The organism is Stenotrophomonas sp. GD03958 (assembly GCF_029839005.1).
GTDB classification, from domain to species: domain Bacteria; phylum Pseudomonadota; class Gammaproteobacteria; order Xanthomonadales; family Xanthomonadaceae; genus Stenotrophomonas; species Stenotrophomonas hibiscicola.
In genome coordinates this window covers 26258-40445 of record NZ_JAOBZT010000015.1, presented here as the reverse complement: position 1 = coordinate 40445, position 14188 = coordinate 26258, and the positions used below count along the sequence as shown (strand labels likewise).

Here is a 14188-nt window from a genome sequence, read left to right as displayed (position 1 = left end):
GGTGATGCGTGATTGCCGGCCAGCGGCCGGCACTACCGCGCGCGTCTCAGCCCTGGCCCGCGAACACGCGCTCCAGCACCTCGGACAGCTCGTCCTCCGAGAACGGCTTGGTGATGTAGGCCTTGGCGCCCTGGCGCATGCCCCACATGCGGTCGGTGTCCTGGTCCTTGGTGGTCACCAGGATCACCGGGATATGCCGGGTCGCCTCGTCGCGGGCGAGGGTACGGGTGGCCTGGAAGCCGTTGAGGTTGGGCATCACCACGTCCATCAGGACCAGGTCGGGCAGCTCGGCCTTGGCGGTTTCGACCCCGGCGGCGCCATCGGTGGCGGTCAGGATCTGGTGCCCGAGCTTCTCGACGATGCGCTGTATCCCCAACAGCTGCGACGGTGAGTCGTCGACGATCAGAATGCGTGCCATGTTGTTCCCCATGTAGTGCCCGCAGTGTAGTGCGGGCCCATTACCGGCGGGAGGGCCGCGTCTGCCGTCCGTCGCCTGCCTGCGACGTTCAGTCGATCCGCACCACGGTGCGACCCAGCGAACCGCCCGCCAGCATCCGTTCGAATACGGCAGGAAGGCCATCGAGGCCGACTTCGGCGGTGCAGATGCGGTCCAGGTGCTGCGGCTTCCAGTCACTACCCAGCCGCGACCACACTTCCTCACGCAGTCCGCGTGGCGCATTGGCCGAGGACACGCCCAGCAGCGAGACACCGCGCAGGATGAACGGCATCACCGTCATGTCCAGCGCCGGATTGGCTGCCAGGCCGGCACTGACCACGCTGCCGTAGGGCACGGTCTGCGCCAGCAGGCTGGCCAGCATGTCGCCTCCGGCATTATCGAGGCCGCCCCCGAAGCGGGCCGACTGCAGCGCGCCGGTGTCGGCCAGCGCGTCGCGCGGCAGTACCTCGGTGGCGCCGATGCTGCGCAGGAATCCTGCCTGGTCCGGCTTGCCGCTGACCGCGTGCACGCTGTAGCCGGCACGGCTGAAGATGGACAGCGCCAGCGCACCGACACCGCCGCTGGCACCAGTGACCGCCAGCGGGCCGAGTTCCGGGGTCTGCCGGTTGTCCTGCATGCGCAGCAGGGCCAGCGCCGCAGTGAAGCCGGCGGTGCCCAGCACCATCGCCTCGCGTGGGGTCAGCCCGGCCGGCTGGGCGATCACCGCGCGCGATTCCAGCCGCACGTACTGGCTGTAGCCGCCGTCGCGGGTCTCGCTGAGGCCGCAGCCGGTGGCCAGCACCGCGTCGCCTTCACGCCAGTCCGGGTCGGTGCTGGCGACCACGGTGCCGGCCACATCGATGCCGCCCACCAGCGGGAAGCGGCGCAGGATCTTCCCTTTTCCAGTACCGGCCAGCGCGTCCTTGTAGTTGACCGAGGACCAGTGGGCGCGGATCAGCACCTGGCCGGGGTTGAGGTCGTCGACCCCGAGCCGGACCAGGCCGCTGCGATAGCCGGCGTCGTCGTTTTCGATGCGGAAGGCGGTGAACGGGGTGGTGGGGGCCATCGGCGTTGCCTGACTTCGAGGAAAACGCCACCTTACCCCGTTGCCCCCCTTTCGATCCTGCCGATCCGCCCCATCTTGTATGATCGGTGATGGTTTCACGGCTGGCGGTGCGGGAAGGGCCCGCGCCGCAGCCCACATCTTGATGGAGCGTGCATGGCCTGGAATACACCCGGCGGCAACAAGGGCGGACAAGGCCCCGAGGACAATCGACGCGGGCCGTTCGGGTCACGCGGCGGTGGCAATGGTGGTGGCTGGGGCGGTTTGCCCGGGCCGCTGAAGGACCTGTTCGACGGCGGCATCGTGCGTTGGGTGGTGGCAGCCGTGGTGCTGCTGGTGCTGTTCTCCAGCTTCCAGCTGATCGGCGAACAGCAGCGCGGTGTGGTGCTGCGCTTCGGCCAGTTCTCGCGCATTCTGCAGCCCGGCCCGAACTTCAAGCTGCCCTGGCCGATCGAATCGGTCACCAAGGTCAATGCCACCGAGATCAAGACGTTCTCGATCCAGGTGCCGGTGCTGACCCGCGACGAGAACATCGTCAACGTCTCGCTGAACGTCCAGTACCGCATCGACGACCCGCAGCAATACCTGTTCGGCACCGTGGATGCCAACCAGGTGCTGGAGCAGTCGGCGCAGAGCGCCGTGCGCGAGGAAGTTGGCCGCGCCGACCTCAACGCCGTGCTGAACAACCGTGGTCCGCTGGCCGTCGCCGCCGAGGAGCGCCTGCAGGCGCTGCTGAAGGCGTTCAAGACCGGCCTGACCGTGACCGGCCTGACCCTGCAGGACGCCCGTCCGCCGGAGGAAGTGAAGCCGGCCTTCGACGAGGTCAACGGTGCCCAGCAGGTCAAGGAACGCCTGATCAACGAGGCCCAGGCCTATGCCGCCAAGGTCGTGCCGGAAGCCCGGGGCCAGGCCTCGCGCGCCCGTACCACTGCCGAAGGCTACAAGCAGGCCGTGGTGTCCAAGGCCGAGGGTGACGCGCAGCGCTTCAGCCTGTTGCAGGCCCAGTACAAGGACGCTCCGGAAGTGACCCGCAAGCGCCTGTGGCTGGAGACCGTGCAGCAGGTGCTGAGCGAGAACCGCAAGGTGATCGGTGGCGATGGCCGCCAGCTGATCTACGTGCCGATGACCGGCGATACCCGTCCCAGCACGTCGGCTCCGGCCGCAGTGGCCAACCCGGACGTGGTGATGCCGTCGCTGCCGGGTGCAGCGGCGGAAGCTTCCCGTGATCCGGGCCGGCCGGTGGGCCGCCCGACCGGGCGACCGAGCGGCCGTGAGGAGGGCAGCCGATGAAGAGTCCTATCTGGATCGCCGTGATCGTGGCGGTGGTGCTGGGCCTGCTCGGCTCGGTGTACGTGGTCCGTGAGGACCAGACCGCCATGGTGCTGAACCTGGGCAAGGTGGTGCGTTCGGACATCAAACCGGGCCTGCACTTCAAGGTGCCGGTGGTGGAAACGGTGAAGGTCTTCGACCGCCGCTTCCAGGTGCTCGACACTGCGCCGGCGCGCTACTTCACCGCCGAGCAGAAGGACGTCAGCGTCGACTTCTTCGCCATCGGCTACATCTCCAACGTGGGTGACTACTTCCGTGCCACCGGCGGCGACCCGCGTGTGGCCAACGCCCGCTTGGCGCCGATCATCACCGACTCGCTGCGCAACCAGATCAACTCGCGCACCCTGCAGCAGCTGGTGTCCGGCGACCGCAGCGAGCTGATCGCCGAGCAGCTGAAGGGCATCAACGAAGCGGTGGCTGGCCTGGGCATGCAGATGATCGACCTGCGCATCAAGCAGGTGGACCTGCCGACCGACAGCCAGGTGATCAACGACGTGTACGAGCGCATGCGCGCCCAGCGCAAGCAGGAAGCGGCCAAGCTGCGTGCGGAGGGCGAGGAGCAGTCGCTGACCATCCGTGCCCAGGCCGACCGCGACAGCACCGTGCTGATCGCCGAGGCCGAGCGTGATGCGCAGCGCCTGCGCGGTGAAGGCGATGCCGAGGCGGCCCGCATCTATGGCAAGGCCGGCTCGGCCGATCCGTCGTTCTATGCCTTCTACCGCAGCCTGGAGGCCTACCGTGGCTCCATGACCGACGGCAATGGCGTGATCGTGCTCGACAAGAACGACCCGTTCCTGCAGTACCTGAAGAACGACCGCTGAGGTCGCAGGGCAGTACCCCATGGGGCCCGGCCAGACGCCGGGCCCCGTGCTTTTTCCGGAGTTCCCGATGAAAGATCTGTTCGCCGCCGTCTGCCTGGTCGCGGTGCTCGAAGGCCTGCTCCTGTTCGTGGCGCCGTTCGCCTGGAAGCGCATGGCCGAACGCCTGCTGGACCTGCCCAGCCCGGCCCTGCGCAGCTTCGGCGGGCTGGTGCTGCTGGCCGGCCTGAGCCTGCTGTGGTGGGTGCGGCATTGAAAGGGTAGTGCCGGCCGCTGGCCGGCATCCTGGGATTGCCGGCCAGCGGCCGGCACTACCGGGCGGGGCCTGAGCGGCCGGCACGACCGGGCGGGGCGGCTGACCGGCCGGTGAAGCCGTCCGTCGGAAAGGTGGCACCCGACCCCGGAAACCCGGATAATGCACAAAAGCCGGACGGGCCTCCCCGTTCGGCTTTTTCCGTGTCTGGGCCTTCCATCGCCGGCCGCTCCCCGTTTGGAGCCGCCCTCCAGGTGCTGGCCAGCCCCGCCACGGTTTACCCGTCCGCGGCCCCGATGGCCGCTACAAATCGAGGAGCCCGTCATGGGTCAGTCTGTCGTAGTGTTGGGTGCCCAGTGGGGCGATGAAGGCAAGGGCAAGATCGTCGATCTGCTCACTGAGGAAATCGGCGCCGTCGTGCGCTTCCAGGGCGGCCACAATGCAGGCCACACCCTGGTCATCAACGGCAAGAAGACCGTCCTGCACCTGATCCCGTCGGGCATCCTGCGTGACGACGCGCTGTGCCTGATCGGCAATGGCGTGGTGATCTCGCCGGCCGCGCTGCAGAAGGAAATCGCCGAGCTGGAAGGCTCCGGTGTGGAAGTGCGTTCGCGCCTGAAGATCTCCCCGGCCGCGCCGCTGATCATGCCGTACCACATCGCCCTGGACCAGGCGCGCGAGCGCGCTGCCGGTGGCAAGGCAATCGGCACCACCGGCCGTGGCATCGGCCCGGCCTACGAAGACAAGGTGGCGCGCCGCGGCATCCGCATCGCCGACCTGCACTACCCGAAGCAGCTGGAAGAACTGCTGCGCACTGCGCTGGACTACCACAACTTCGTGCTGACCAAGTATCTGAACACCGATGCGGTCGACTTCCAGAAGACCTTCGACGAGGCGCTGGCCTTCGGCGAATACGTGCAGCCGATGAAGTCCGACGTGGCCGGCATCCTGCACGACCTGCGCAAGCAGGGTAAGCGCGTGCTGTTCGAAGGCGCGCAGGGTGCGCTGCTGGACATCGATCATGGCACCTACCCGTACGTCACCAGCTCCAACACCACCGTCGGTGGTGCGCTGGCCGGTTCCGGCGTCGGCGCCGATTCGATCGACTACGTGCTGGGCATTGCCAAGGCGTACGCCACCCGCGTCGGCGGCGGCCCGTTCCCGACCGAACTGGACGACGAAGTCGGCCAGGGCATCCGTGACCGCGGCGCCGAGTACGGCGCTTCGACCGGCCGCCCGCGTCGCTGCGGCTGGATGGACATCGTCGCGCTGAAGCGCGCCGTGGCCATCAACGGCATCAGCGGCCTGTGCATCACCAAGCTGGACGTGCTGGACGGCATGGAAAAGCTGAAGGTCTGCATCGCCTACGAATACAACGGCAAGCGCACCGAGTACGCGCCGCTGGACGCGCAGGGCTGGGAAGAATGCACCCCGGTGTACCTGGAGTTCCCGGGCTGGAGCGAGAACACCCACGGCATCACCCAGTGGGACGACCTGCCGCCGGCCGCACGCGCCTACCTGCGTTCGCTGGAAGAGCTGGCCGGCTGCCCGATCAGCATCGTCTCCACCGGCCCGGACCGCGACCACACGATGGTGCTGCAGGATCCGTTCGCCTGAGTGAGAGACCGGTAGCGCCGGGCCATGCCTGGCACCGCTGCAAGAAGAAGCCCCGCGAAAGCGGGGCTTCTTCGTTACCGTGCGGGCAGGCCAGCGGGGAAGCGACGCGACGCGATGATCAGGATGCCAGCGTGAAAGGCGAGACGGTTCTGTTCGTGCTGATCCCAGGGGCTGCCTTGGCGGTGTTCACCTTCACCTTGCGGCGCTGGCAGCGCCGGCCGGCGAAGCAGACGGCTTCAGCAACGGGTACGGGTTGATGGATTCGCCCTTCCACCACTGTTTTTCCGGTCCCAGCACGTGCACCTCGAAGTGCAGGTGCGGCGCGTCGGCGCTGGCGTTACCGGTGCTGCCGACGTAGCCGATCACCTCCCCGCGCTTGATCACCTTCTTTTCCGCCAGCCCATCGGCATAGCGTTGCAGGTGGGCGTAGTAGTAGCACCAGCGTCCGCTGGGTTCGAACTGGTAGATCGTCAGGCCACCGCGCTCGCTGTCGAACAGCTTTTCCACGGTGCCATCAGCCACGGCCAGCACCGGCGTACCGGCGTCGGCCATGATGTCGATGGCATCGTGTACGCGCCCTTCGCTGCGTGCATCGGTGAAGGTGTCGCGCAGCTGCGAGGCTTCGATGCCCTGTACGGGCAGCAACAGGCCGGTTGGCGTGCCGCTCGCGTTGGCCGACGGTGCCACCGATGCGGAAGGCGCTGCATCCACCTGCGGAGCTGCAGGCGCCTTCACCGGCGTTGCAGCCACTGTGGGTTGCGGGGCAGGCTGGGCAACGGCCACCGGTTGAGCCACATCCCGGCGCAACCACCAACCTGCACCCAGGCCCAGCAGCACGCCCAGCACAATCAGCTGCGAAAGACGCATCGGCTCACTCCTGCATCACCACGGGTACCGAGGTATCCACTGCATCGGCTACGCGCAACGCATCCCAGTTGGTCATGCGCACGCAGCCATGCGATTCGGTCTTGCCGACATGGCCGGGTTCAGGCGTACCGTGCAGGCCATAGTGCGGCTTGGAAAGGTCGATCCAGACCCGCCCCACCGGATTGTTCGGGCCCGGCGGCAGCGTTGCCTTTTTCTCGCCCTTGCGCGCATCCCAGAACAGTTTCGGGTTGTAGTGGAAGGGCGGATCGCGATACACGCCGAGGATCTTCCATTCACCGATCGGCAGCGGGTCATGCTGGCTGCCGGAGGACACTGGTACCTGCGCAATCACCTTGCCCTGCGCATCCAGCAGCTGCAGCGTGGAATCGGATTTGTCGACCACCACTTTGGCCGCCTTCGGCAGCGGGGCCGGGGCGATGTTCGGCACCTGGATGCGGCTGCCGGCCTTGGCCAGATCGACGCCGGGATTGAGTGCCTTCAGCAGCTCAGGGGAGGCGTGGAAGCGCTCGCCCAGGCCTTCTTCCACGCTGCTGAAGCCCAGCGACTTCAGCTTGGCCTGTGCGGCGGGCCCTTTCGGTATGGCCTGGAACGGGCCGGCAACATCTTCAGCCGTGAGCGTATAGCTTGCCAGCGGCGTGATCGTATCGGCCTGCAGGGCCTTCCAGGTAGCGTCATCCAGTTCACCCGTTACGCTCAACCCATGCGCCGCCTGGAAGCCCGACACCGCGCGCCGCTGGTTGCTGCCCACTTCGCCATCGATCTGGCCGGGGGAAAAATTCGCGCGATCCAGCAGCACCTGGGCGTGCAGGACAGAGCGGGGTGCGGTGTCCGGTCCTGCCTTCTCGGCAATGGGGGCAGGCAGGCCAGGCGGCGGCGCCTGCGCGAAGGCAGGTGATGCCAGCAGCGAGAGAGCGAGCAGGGCGGATCGGGGCATGGGTAACGGCATCGGGGACTCCAGCAGGGAACGCCACCACCTTGCCCGCAGACGGCGCCGAGCCACCGTGAAAGGGATCTGATGCCCGCATGAGCAGGCATGTCATTGCGGCCGGTTTGCACCGGCAGGTGCCACTGGGACGGGGACTCACCAAGGTGAACAGTGGCCGACGCCATTGGTGGATGGCGATCAAGATTGCCTGCCGTGCCGCCGATAAGGGCGCATCCCCCCGTTTTGGATACCCCCATGAACTACTTGAGGAACGTCAGGGTTGCCTGGCGTCTTGGGCTGGGCTTTGGCCTGTTGCTGCTGCTGGTTGCCGCCGTGGTGGCCACCGGCGCCACTGCCAGTGTCGTGCAGAAGCGCGCGATGCAGCAGGTGGTCGACGTCAGCGTGGCCAAGGTGCGCCTGTTGTCGCAGATGCTTGATGCCAACAACCAGATGATGGTGGTGCGCCGCGAGATGCTGATCCGCCAGGGTGATCACCGCACCGGCGACGAGAAGCGCATTGCTGATCTGGTCAAGCGCTACGAGGCCAGCTGGAGCGCCTACCAGGCGCTTCCCAGTGACGCCGAAGGCAAGGCCATCGCTGAAACCATCGCCGCCAAGCGAGCCGTTGCTCGCCCGCTCAACAAGCAGACCAGCGAACTGATGGAGCAGGGCGACTACCCGGGCGCCGTGGCGCTGACCCTGGGCCCGGTGCAGGAAGCCGCCAACGGCTGGAACAAGGCGCTGTCCGATGGCGTGGACTTCGAGGAGAAGGAAAGCCGTGAGGCGGCCGCCGAGGCGATCCGCCTGGGCGAGCGCAGCCTGCTGCAGTTGCTGGTGCTGGGCGGCGTTGCGCTGCTTGCTGGCATCGGTGCCTCGGTGATGATCGGCCGCAGCCTGACCGGCCCGCTGGCCCGCGCGGTGAACCTGGCCGAACGCCTGTCCAAGGGCCAGCTGGACCAGGAGTTCCGCCTTGGCGGCCGCGATGAACTGACCCAGCTGGGTGAAGCCATGGCCAGCGTGCGCCAGAGTGTGCAGGCGGCGATCGGCGCGCAGCTGCAGATGGCCGAACAGCACGAGGCGGGTGCGATCCGTTACCGCATGGACGCCAGCGCCTTCCCCGGTGATTTCGGCCGCATGGTGCAGGCCACCAACAGCCTGGTCGAATCGCACGTGCAGGTGGAACTGCTGATGGCCGAAGTGATGCAGCGTTACGCGATCGGTGACCTCAGCCGCGACCTGCCGGACTACCCGGGCGAGAAGGGTACGCTGACCCGCACCCTGGCCGCAGTGAAGCAGAGCCTGATGGCGATCAACGCGCAGATCGATGCACTGGCCCGGGCCGCGCGCGCCGGTGATTTCAGCATGCGTGGCGACGCCGCTGCGTTCCAGTTCCAGTTCAAGGCGATGGTCGAGCACCTCAACGGCATGATGGCCAGTTCGCAGGCCAGCATCGCTGATGTCTCCGATGTGCTGCGTGCGATCTCGCACGGCGACCTGACTGCACGCATGGACGGCGAGTACGACGGTGTATTCGCCCGCATGCGTGACGACGCCAACACCACCACCGCGCAGCTGACCGGCATCGTGCGTGGCATCCAGGTGGCCGCCGACAGCATCAACAACGCGGCGCAGGAACTGGCTGCCGGCAACAACGACCTGTCGCGCCGCACCGAGCAGCAGGCCGCCAACCTGGAAGAAGCCGCCGCATCGATGGAGGAACTGACCTCGACTGTGCGCCAGAATGCCGAGCTCGCTCGTCAGGCCGACAGTGAAGCGCATGCCGCCGGTGCCGCCGTACGCGAAACCGAGCAGGCGATGGCGCAGATGGCGTCGGTGATGGGTGAGATCGATCAGTCCTCGGCACGCATCTCGGAAATCTCCACCGTGATCGACGGCATCGCGTTCCAGACCAACATCCTGGCGCTGAATGCTGCGGTTGAAGCCGCGCGTGCAGGTGAGCAGGGCCGTGGTTTTGCCGTGGTCGCCAGCGAGGTACGCACGCTCGCACAGCGTGCCGGTGTCGCCGCCAAGGAGATCAAGGAACTGATCGAAGACGCCGCTGCCAAGGTGAAGAGCGGCCTGGCGGTGACCGTTGAATCGGAAGCCGCGATCGCCCGCGTGGCCCAGGCCAGCTCGCGCACCACGCAGCTGATGAGCGACATCGCAGCGGCCAGCAAGGAACAGGCCGCCGGTATCGAGCAGGTCAACCAGGTGGTGGTGCAGATGGACCAGGTAACCCAGCAGAACGCTGCGCTGGTGGAAGAAGCCACTGCCGCCAGCCGCGCGCTGGAGGAACAGGCGCATGCGCTGACCACGTCGGTGGCGGTGTTCAAGGTGGAGCAGGGCGCGCGCATGCCCATCGTGCCTGCGCAGGCGGCGTAAGCAACCTGCGACTGGATGTTGGATGACGCCCTGCATGCGATGCCCCGCATGCAGGGCACCGCATGCACGCAACCGGTCGGTGCCGCTGGCTAGCGGCCGCCCGCGGCGCGTTCGATCAGCCAGCCGGCTGCGTACAGCAACAGCAGTGTTGGCGGAACCAGTACTGCATACGCGGTCGACCAGGGTTTGCCGTACAGCAGGCTGCCTGCGCCGATGGCATCGAGTGCAGCAGACTGCAGGGTGATGGGGAGCGACATCAGGATATAGGCCCCCTTCGGGTCCGCATCCGACTGCGCGCCGTGAACCAGCCATGCGGTCAACAGCAGGTAGACCACGCAAAGCGCAAGACCGGTCCAGCTCAGTAATCGCCGCATCTTCATCCGCATGCCTCCGTTCAACGGACGTCGAAGTGAGCCTGCAGAGGCAGGCTCACATTCCGCAGCAGATCCCTGACCACCACCTGCGCAGTCCACGTGCCTTTCGGATCACTGGCCTCGGCCACGAACTTCAGGTGCAGGTTGGTCATGTACAACAGGGTTGGCGGGCCGGGCAGGGCAGCGGTGAAACAGGGAACATCGCGTTCGTCGATGCTGGTAGTGCCGTCCGGGCGCAGCATGCGCAGATCGCAGTGCACCTTGGGTACGCGGTTCTCATCCAGTTGCGGGTTGGACAGGAATGTCAGCAGGAACAATTCACCGCCCGGGTGGACTTCGTCGGCCTGGGTAAAACCGGGAGTGGTCTCTGGCGGGGTCTCCCACTTGGCCTGCCAGTCGGCATCGGAGGTGACCAGCAGCGATGCCGCAAAGCCACCGCTGGATTTCATGGCATCGGTCTCCGGCATCGCCTTGCCTGCCCCGTTTATCCAGCCATCGTTGGCGGAACTGTTCAGTGGCAGCATCATGGCCATCATGGCCAGCGCGTAGGTCCATCGCATCAGAGGCTCTCCTTGGCAGCCGCGTCCCACGGCAGAGCGGGCAGTATCGCTCAACCTTGACCGGCAAAGCAGCAGGAGAGCCGGAGCAGAGCTACCGTTGCCTGCCGATGTGGGCGATGCTTGCCAGCAAAGGAGGTGACATGGGAATCGGGCGCGAGGAAAAGCCGGGCTGTGATTCAGCATCACCCCCGCCGCAGCACGTGCTGATGCTGCCCGGGCTGGATGGCTCCGGCAGGCTGTCGATCCCGTTTCTGTCAGCACTCCAGGCTCATGGGCTGACGACGCAGGCGATTACGCTGCCTGCGCAGGGAGGGCAGGATCACGCCACGCTGGCCCAACGGCTGTGGTCGCAGCTGCCCGGCCATCCCTTCATCCTGCTTGCCGAGTCCTTCTCGGGCCCGTTGGCGGTTGAACTGGCCACGCGACTGCCCGCCGGGCTGCGCGGACTGGTGCTTGCCGCGACCTTTGCGCGTCGGCCGGTGCCATTGCCGGCAGCCAGCGCAGCCCTGCTGACGCCGGCCTGGCCTCTGCCTCCCGTGGCGTTGCTGGCGCGCCTGCTGCTGGGGCGGTGGCGCACCCGCGAGCACCTGTCGATGCTGCGCGATGCGCTGGCCCGGATTCCGGCGGCCACACTGCGGCGACGCGCCGCAGCGACCCTGCGCGTCGACGTACGCGCATTGCTGCCGGCAATCGACGTGCCGACGCTGTGCCTGCACGCGTGCCATGACCGCCTGCTGTGGCCGCCCAGCGTGGCAGAACTGCAGGCCCTTTTGCCGGATGCCCGGCATGTTTCGCTGGAAGGGCCGCATCTGCTGCTGCAGGCACGCGCTGACGCAGCCGCAGCCGAAGTTGCCGCGTGGATGAGGACGCTGTCGCCCTGATCGAAGGACTCAGCCGCGCGCGCGGGTACGCGCGGCCTTCTTCGCCGCCACCTTGCGCACGGTCTTCTTCGCCGCACGTGTCTTCGCCGCCTTCTTCGCTGCAGCACTGCGCGAGGCGGCTGTACCGGCCTTCTTGGCCGCTGTCTTCTTTGCGGTTTTCTTTGTGGCTGTCTTGCGAGCCGGTGCCTTCTTTGCCGCCGCCTTCCTGGCTGTCGTCTTCTTCGCAGGTGCCTTCTTCGCCGCCGTCGTCTTGGTCGTGGCCTTCTTTGTGCCCGACTTTCTGGCAGGCGCCTTCTTGGCAGCCTTCTTGGTGGTCGCCTTCTTCGTACCCTTGCGCGCGCTGCCGCTACGCTTGCCACCACCATCCTGCTTGTTCACGGTCGCCCAGGCAATGCGCTCGGCCGTGCCTTCGCTGGCACCGCGCTCGCGCTCGCTTTCCTCGATGTGCTCGGCCTGGCGCTTCTGTTTATCGGAGTATGCGGATTTGTCACCACGGGGCATGACAGTTCTCCTGTTGTTGTAGTCAGGCCAGCAGGCGCAGCTTGGGTTCGCGCGCCCACTGGCGGGTGGCGGCCGCCGCCAGGAATGCCTTGGCGTCTTCCGCTTCGACGATGCCGGCGTCGTTGCCGACCCTTGCCGCCTTCAGCAGCGTCTGGCCGCCCGCATCGCTGGCGATGGCCTTCAGGTGCGCCCACGCCTGGCTGACGAATTCGATGGCTGCACTCTCTTTCGACAAGGCCTTCGCCGCTTCCGGGCTGAGCACCACGGCTACTGCATCGAACACGGCCGACGGGGTGCCCGCCAGTTGCCCATCCGCCGCCTGCAGCGCGCCATCGCTGAGCGTGGCGCCACCCACTCTGGGGGCGACCAGCTTCACATCCGCACCTGCTTTCCTGGCTGCCTTGCTCAGGCTGGCAATGATCCGGGCATCAGAAGCCTCATCGAACAGGATGCCGATGCAGCGCCCTTGCAGGGTGGGTTTGTTGCGACCGATCACCCGCACTTCGGGGGCGGGGGGCATGTCCCGCACTGGGGTAGCGGTCGGCGCCGGGTCGGGCAGTGCAGGCAACGCCAGACCATCGGCCACGCGCTGCGCCAGTGAGTCATCGATGTTGCGCAGGTGACTGACGGTGCGTACCCGCACCTTCAGCGTTTCCACCTTGGACAACTCGAACACCAGCGCCGATGCCAGATGCGCCTGCTCCGGCTTTTCGAGGCTGCGGAAGAACATGCGGGCCTGGCTGTAGTGGTCGGCGAAACTCTCCGCGCGGGTGCGACCCTTGCGGCCATCGTCGGCGCTGGCATGGCTGCGGAATCCGGCAGGCGTCTCGCGCGGGGTGTCCTCCTGCAGCGAACTGGGATCGTAGGCCACCCGGCCCTTGGGCACCTGCATCTGCATGTGGCCGTCGCGCTGATGATTGGCAAACGGGCACTTGGGCGCATTCACCGGGATCTGGTGGAAGTTCGGGCCGCCCAGGCGCAGCAGCTGGGTGTCCAGGTAGGAGAACAGGCGCCCCTGCAGCAGCGGGTCGTTGCTGAAGTCGATGCCCGGTGGCACGTTGGCCGGGCAGAAAGCCACCTGCTCGGTCTCGGCGAAGAAGTTGTCCGGCCAGCGGTCCAGCACCATGCGCCCGATGACCTGCAACGGCACCAGCGATTCGGGAATGATCTTGGTCGGGTCCAGATGATCGAACGGGAATGCGTCGGCGTCTTCTTCGGTGAACAACTGCACCGCCAGTTCCCATTCCGGGAAGTCGCCGCGCTGGATGGCCTCGAACAGGTCACGGCGATGGAAGTCATTGTCGGCCGACTGCAGCTTCAGCGCTTCGTCCCAGACCGTGGACTGGATACCCAGCTTGGGCCGCCAGTGGAACTTGACGAACGTTGACTCGCCGGCCTCGTTCAGCAGGCGGAAGCTGTGCACACCGAAGCCTTCGATCATCCGCAGCGAACGCGGTATGGCGCGGTCGCTCATCGCCCACATGATCATGTGCATCGATTCGGGCATCAGCGAAATGAAGTCCCAGAAGGTGTCGTGGGCCGAGGCGGCCTGCGGGAAGGCACGGTCCGGTTCCATCTTCACTGCGTGCACCAGGTCCGGGAATTTCATGGCGTCCTGGATGAAGAACACCGGAATGTTGTTGCCGACCAGGTCCCAGTTGCCCTCCCTGGTATAGAACTTGACCGCGAAGCCGCGCACGTCGCGCGGGGTATCCACCGAGCCTGCGCCACCGGCCACGGTCGAGAAACGGGTGAATACGGGTGTTTTCACCCCCACCTCGGTCAGGATGCGCGCGCGGGTATGGGCGGCCAGTGACCGGGTCAACTCGAAGTAGCCATGTGCCGCGCTGCCACGTGCGTGCACGATGCGCTCGGGAATGCGCTCATGGTCGAAGTGGGTGATCTTCTCGCGCAGGATGAAGTCCTCCAGCAGCGTAGGCCCCCGAGGTCCCTGCCGCAGGGAGTTCTGGTTGTCTGCCACCGGGATGCCCTGATCGGTGGTCATCGCCGGATGACTGCCCCCGGCCTGCTGGTGCAGTTCATCGCCGTTGCCGCGGTGGTGGTTCTCGGCGTGGGTGGTTGCGCGCTTGCCGGTCGGCTTGCTGGCGGCCATTGACGTTGGCTCCGGATGCTCAAAGAGAACCACGACACTGGAACCGGG

At 66.7% G+C, this 14188-nt stretch carries 14 protein-coding genes; 6 read left to right on the top strand and 8 right to left on the bottom strand.

Going from position 1 to position 14188, the window contains the following annotated elements; all coding sequences use genetic code 11:
* Window positions 1-46 precede the first annotated feature (46 nt).
* Window positions 47-418: a twitching motility response regulator PilH gene (gene pilH, locus N5C25_RS06905; RefSeq protein WP_005410644.1), complete on the bottom strand. Its 372-nt coding sequence runs from the start codon at window positions 416-418 to the stop codon at window positions 47-49.
* 88 nt (window positions 419-506) lie between these two features.
* On the bottom strand, window positions 507-1502 hold the full coding sequence (locus N5C25_RS06900) for a YhdH/YhfP family quinone oxidoreductase (RefSeq protein ID WP_279936667.1): 996 nt from the start codon (window positions 1500-1502) through the stop codon (window positions 507-509).
* A gap of 153 nt (window positions 1503-1655) precedes the next feature.
* On the opposite strand from N5C25_RS06900, the gene hflK reads away from it, so the two are divergent.
* From hflK to N5C25_RS06880, 4 genes are all read left to right on the top strand, one after another.
* Complete coding sequence (gene hflK / locus N5C25_RS06895; RefSeq protein WP_005410642.1) at window positions 1656-2789, top strand: FtsH protease activity modulator HflK; 1134 nt, start codon at window positions 1656-1658, stop codon at window positions 2787-2789.
* Window positions 2786-3649 (top strand): protease modulator HflC, encoded by an 864-nt coding sequence (locus N5C25_RS06890; protein WP_019660037.1) that lies wholly within the window; start codon window positions 2786-2788, stop codon window positions 3647-3649. Before hflK ends, N5C25_RS06890 begins: the two co-directional genes overlap by 4 nt.
* A gap of 67 nt (window positions 3650-3716) precedes the next feature.
* Window positions 3717-3902 (top strand): DUF2065 family protein, encoded by a 186-nt coding sequence (locus tag N5C25_RS06885; RefSeq protein ID WP_058980970.1) that lies wholly within the window; start codon window positions 3717-3719, stop codon window positions 3900-3902.
* A gap of 321 nt (window positions 3903-4223) precedes the next feature.
* Window positions 4224-5516: an adenylosuccinate synthase gene (locus N5C25_RS06880; RefSeq protein WP_019660036.1), complete on the top strand. Its 1293-nt coding sequence runs from the start codon at window positions 4224-4226 to the stop codon at window positions 5514-5516.
* Between the two features lie 192 nt (window positions 5517-5708).
* Here N5C25_RS06880 and N5C25_RS06875 read toward each other — a convergent pair whose 3' ends face one another.
* Both N5C25_RS06875 and N5C25_RS06870 read right to left on the bottom strand, forming a co-directional pair.
* On the bottom strand, window positions 5709-6383 hold the full coding sequence (locus N5C25_RS06875; protein WP_058980973.1) for a M23 family metallopeptidase: 675 nt from the start codon (window positions 6381-6383) through the stop codon (window positions 5709-5711).
* Window positions 6384-6387: 4 nt separating this feature from the next.
* Window positions 6388-7350, bottom strand: coding sequence for a L,D-transpeptidase family protein (locus tag N5C25_RS06870; protein WP_279936666.1), 963 nt, complete (start codon window positions 7348-7350; stop codon window positions 6388-6390).
* Between the two features lie 234 nt (window positions 7351-7584).
* Between N5C25_RS06870 and N5C25_RS06865 the strand changes: the two genes are divergently transcribed.
* Window positions 7585-9711 (top strand): methyl-accepting chemotaxis protein, encoded by a 2127-nt coding sequence (locus N5C25_RS06865; protein ID WP_058980977.1) that lies wholly within the window; start codon window positions 7585-7587, stop codon window positions 9709-9711.
* An 89-nt stretch (window positions 9712-9800) separates the two neighbouring features.
* On the opposite strand, the gene N5C25_RS06860 is transcribed toward N5C25_RS06865, so the two are convergent.
* Together N5C25_RS06860 and N5C25_RS06855 are read right to left on the bottom strand one after the other, a co-directional pair.
* Entirely contained in the window at window positions 9801-10091 is a 291-nt protein-coding gene (locus tag N5C25_RS06860; RefSeq protein WP_044570698.1) for a hypothetical protein, read from the bottom strand.
* Between the two features lie 14 nt (window positions 10092-10105).
* Window positions 10106-10645, bottom strand: a complete 540-nt coding sequence (locus N5C25_RS06855; RefSeq protein WP_005414174.1) for a hypothetical protein — start codon at window positions 10643-10645, stop codon at window positions 10106-10108.
* A gap of 140 nt (window positions 10646-10785) precedes the next feature.
* Here N5C25_RS06855 and N5C25_RS06850 point away from each other — a divergent pair, with 140 nt between their 5' ends.
* Complete coding sequence (locus N5C25_RS06850; RefSeq protein ID WP_251103291.1) at window positions 10786-11526, top strand: alpha/beta hydrolase; 741 nt, start codon at window positions 10786-10788, stop codon at window positions 11524-11526.
* 9 nt (window positions 11527-11535) lie between these two features.
* On the opposite strand, the gene N5C25_RS06845 is transcribed toward N5C25_RS06850, so the two are convergent.
* Window positions 11536-12027 carry a hypothetical protein gene (locus N5C25_RS06845; RefSeq protein WP_049404556.1) on the bottom strand — a complete coding sequence of 164 codons (492 nt, stop codon included), beginning with the start codon at window positions 12025-12027 and terminating at the stop codon, window positions 11536-11538.
* A 22-nt stretch (window positions 12028-12049) separates the two neighbouring features.
* A complete protein-coding gene (locus N5C25_RS06840) occupies window positions 12050-14140 on the bottom strand; it encodes a catalase (RefSeq protein WP_279936665.1) in 2091 nt (696 codons plus the stop codon).
* Window positions 14141-14188: the final 48 nt, after the last annotated feature.

Coding starts and splice junctions, on each gene's coding strand:
- pilH (WP_005410644.1), bottom strand. CDS start 418: ATGGCACGCATTCTGATCGTCGACGACTCACCGTCGCAGCTGTTGGGG.
- N5C25_RS06900 (WP_279936667.1), bottom strand. CDS start 1,502: ATGGCCCCCACCACCCCGTTCACCGCCTTCCGCATCGAAAACGACGAC.
- hflK (WP_005410642.1), top strand. CDS start 1,656: ATGGCCTGGAATACACCCGGCGGCAACAAGGGCGGACAAGGCCCCGAG.
- N5C25_RS06890 (WP_019660037.1), top strand. CDS start 2,786: ATGAAGAGTCCTATCTGGATCGCCGTGATCGTGGCGGTGGTGCTGGGC.
- N5C25_RS06885 (WP_058980970.1), top strand. CDS start 3,717: ATGAAAGATCTGTTCGCCGCCGTCTGCCTGGTCGCGGTGCTCGAAGGC.
- N5C25_RS06880 (WP_019660036.1), top strand. CDS start 4,224: ATGGGTCAGTCTGTCGTAGTGTTGGGTGCCCAGTGGGGCGATGAAGGC.
- N5C25_RS06875 (WP_058980973.1), bottom strand. CDS start 6,383: ATGCGTCTTTCGCAGCTGATTGTGCTGGGCGTGCTGCTGGGCCTGGGT.
- N5C25_RS06870 (WP_279936666.1), bottom strand. CDS start 7,350: ATGCCGTTACCCATGCCCCGATCCGCCCTGCTCGCTCTCTCGCTGCTG.
- N5C25_RS06865 (WP_058980977.1), top strand. CDS start 7,585: ATGAACTACTTGAGGAACGTCAGGGTTGCCTGGCGTCTTGGGCTGGGC.
- N5C25_RS06860 (WP_044570698.1), bottom strand. CDS start 10,091: ATGAAGATGCGGCGATTACTGAGCTGGACCGGTCTTGCGCTTTGCGTG.
- N5C25_RS06855 (WP_005414174.1), bottom strand. CDS start 10,645: ATGCGATGGACCTACGCGCTGGCCATGATGGCCATGATGCTGCCACTG.
- N5C25_RS06850 (WP_251103291.1), top strand. CDS start 10,786: ATGGGAATCGGGCGCGAGGAAAAGCCGGGCTGTGATTCAGCATCACCC.
- N5C25_RS06845 (WP_049404556.1), bottom strand. CDS start 12,027: ATGCCCCGTGGTGACAAATCCGCATACTCCGATAAACAGAAGCGCCAG.
- N5C25_RS06840 (WP_279936665.1), bottom strand. CDS start 14,140: ATGGCCGCCAGCAAGCCGACCGGCAAGCGCGCAACCACCCACGCCGAG.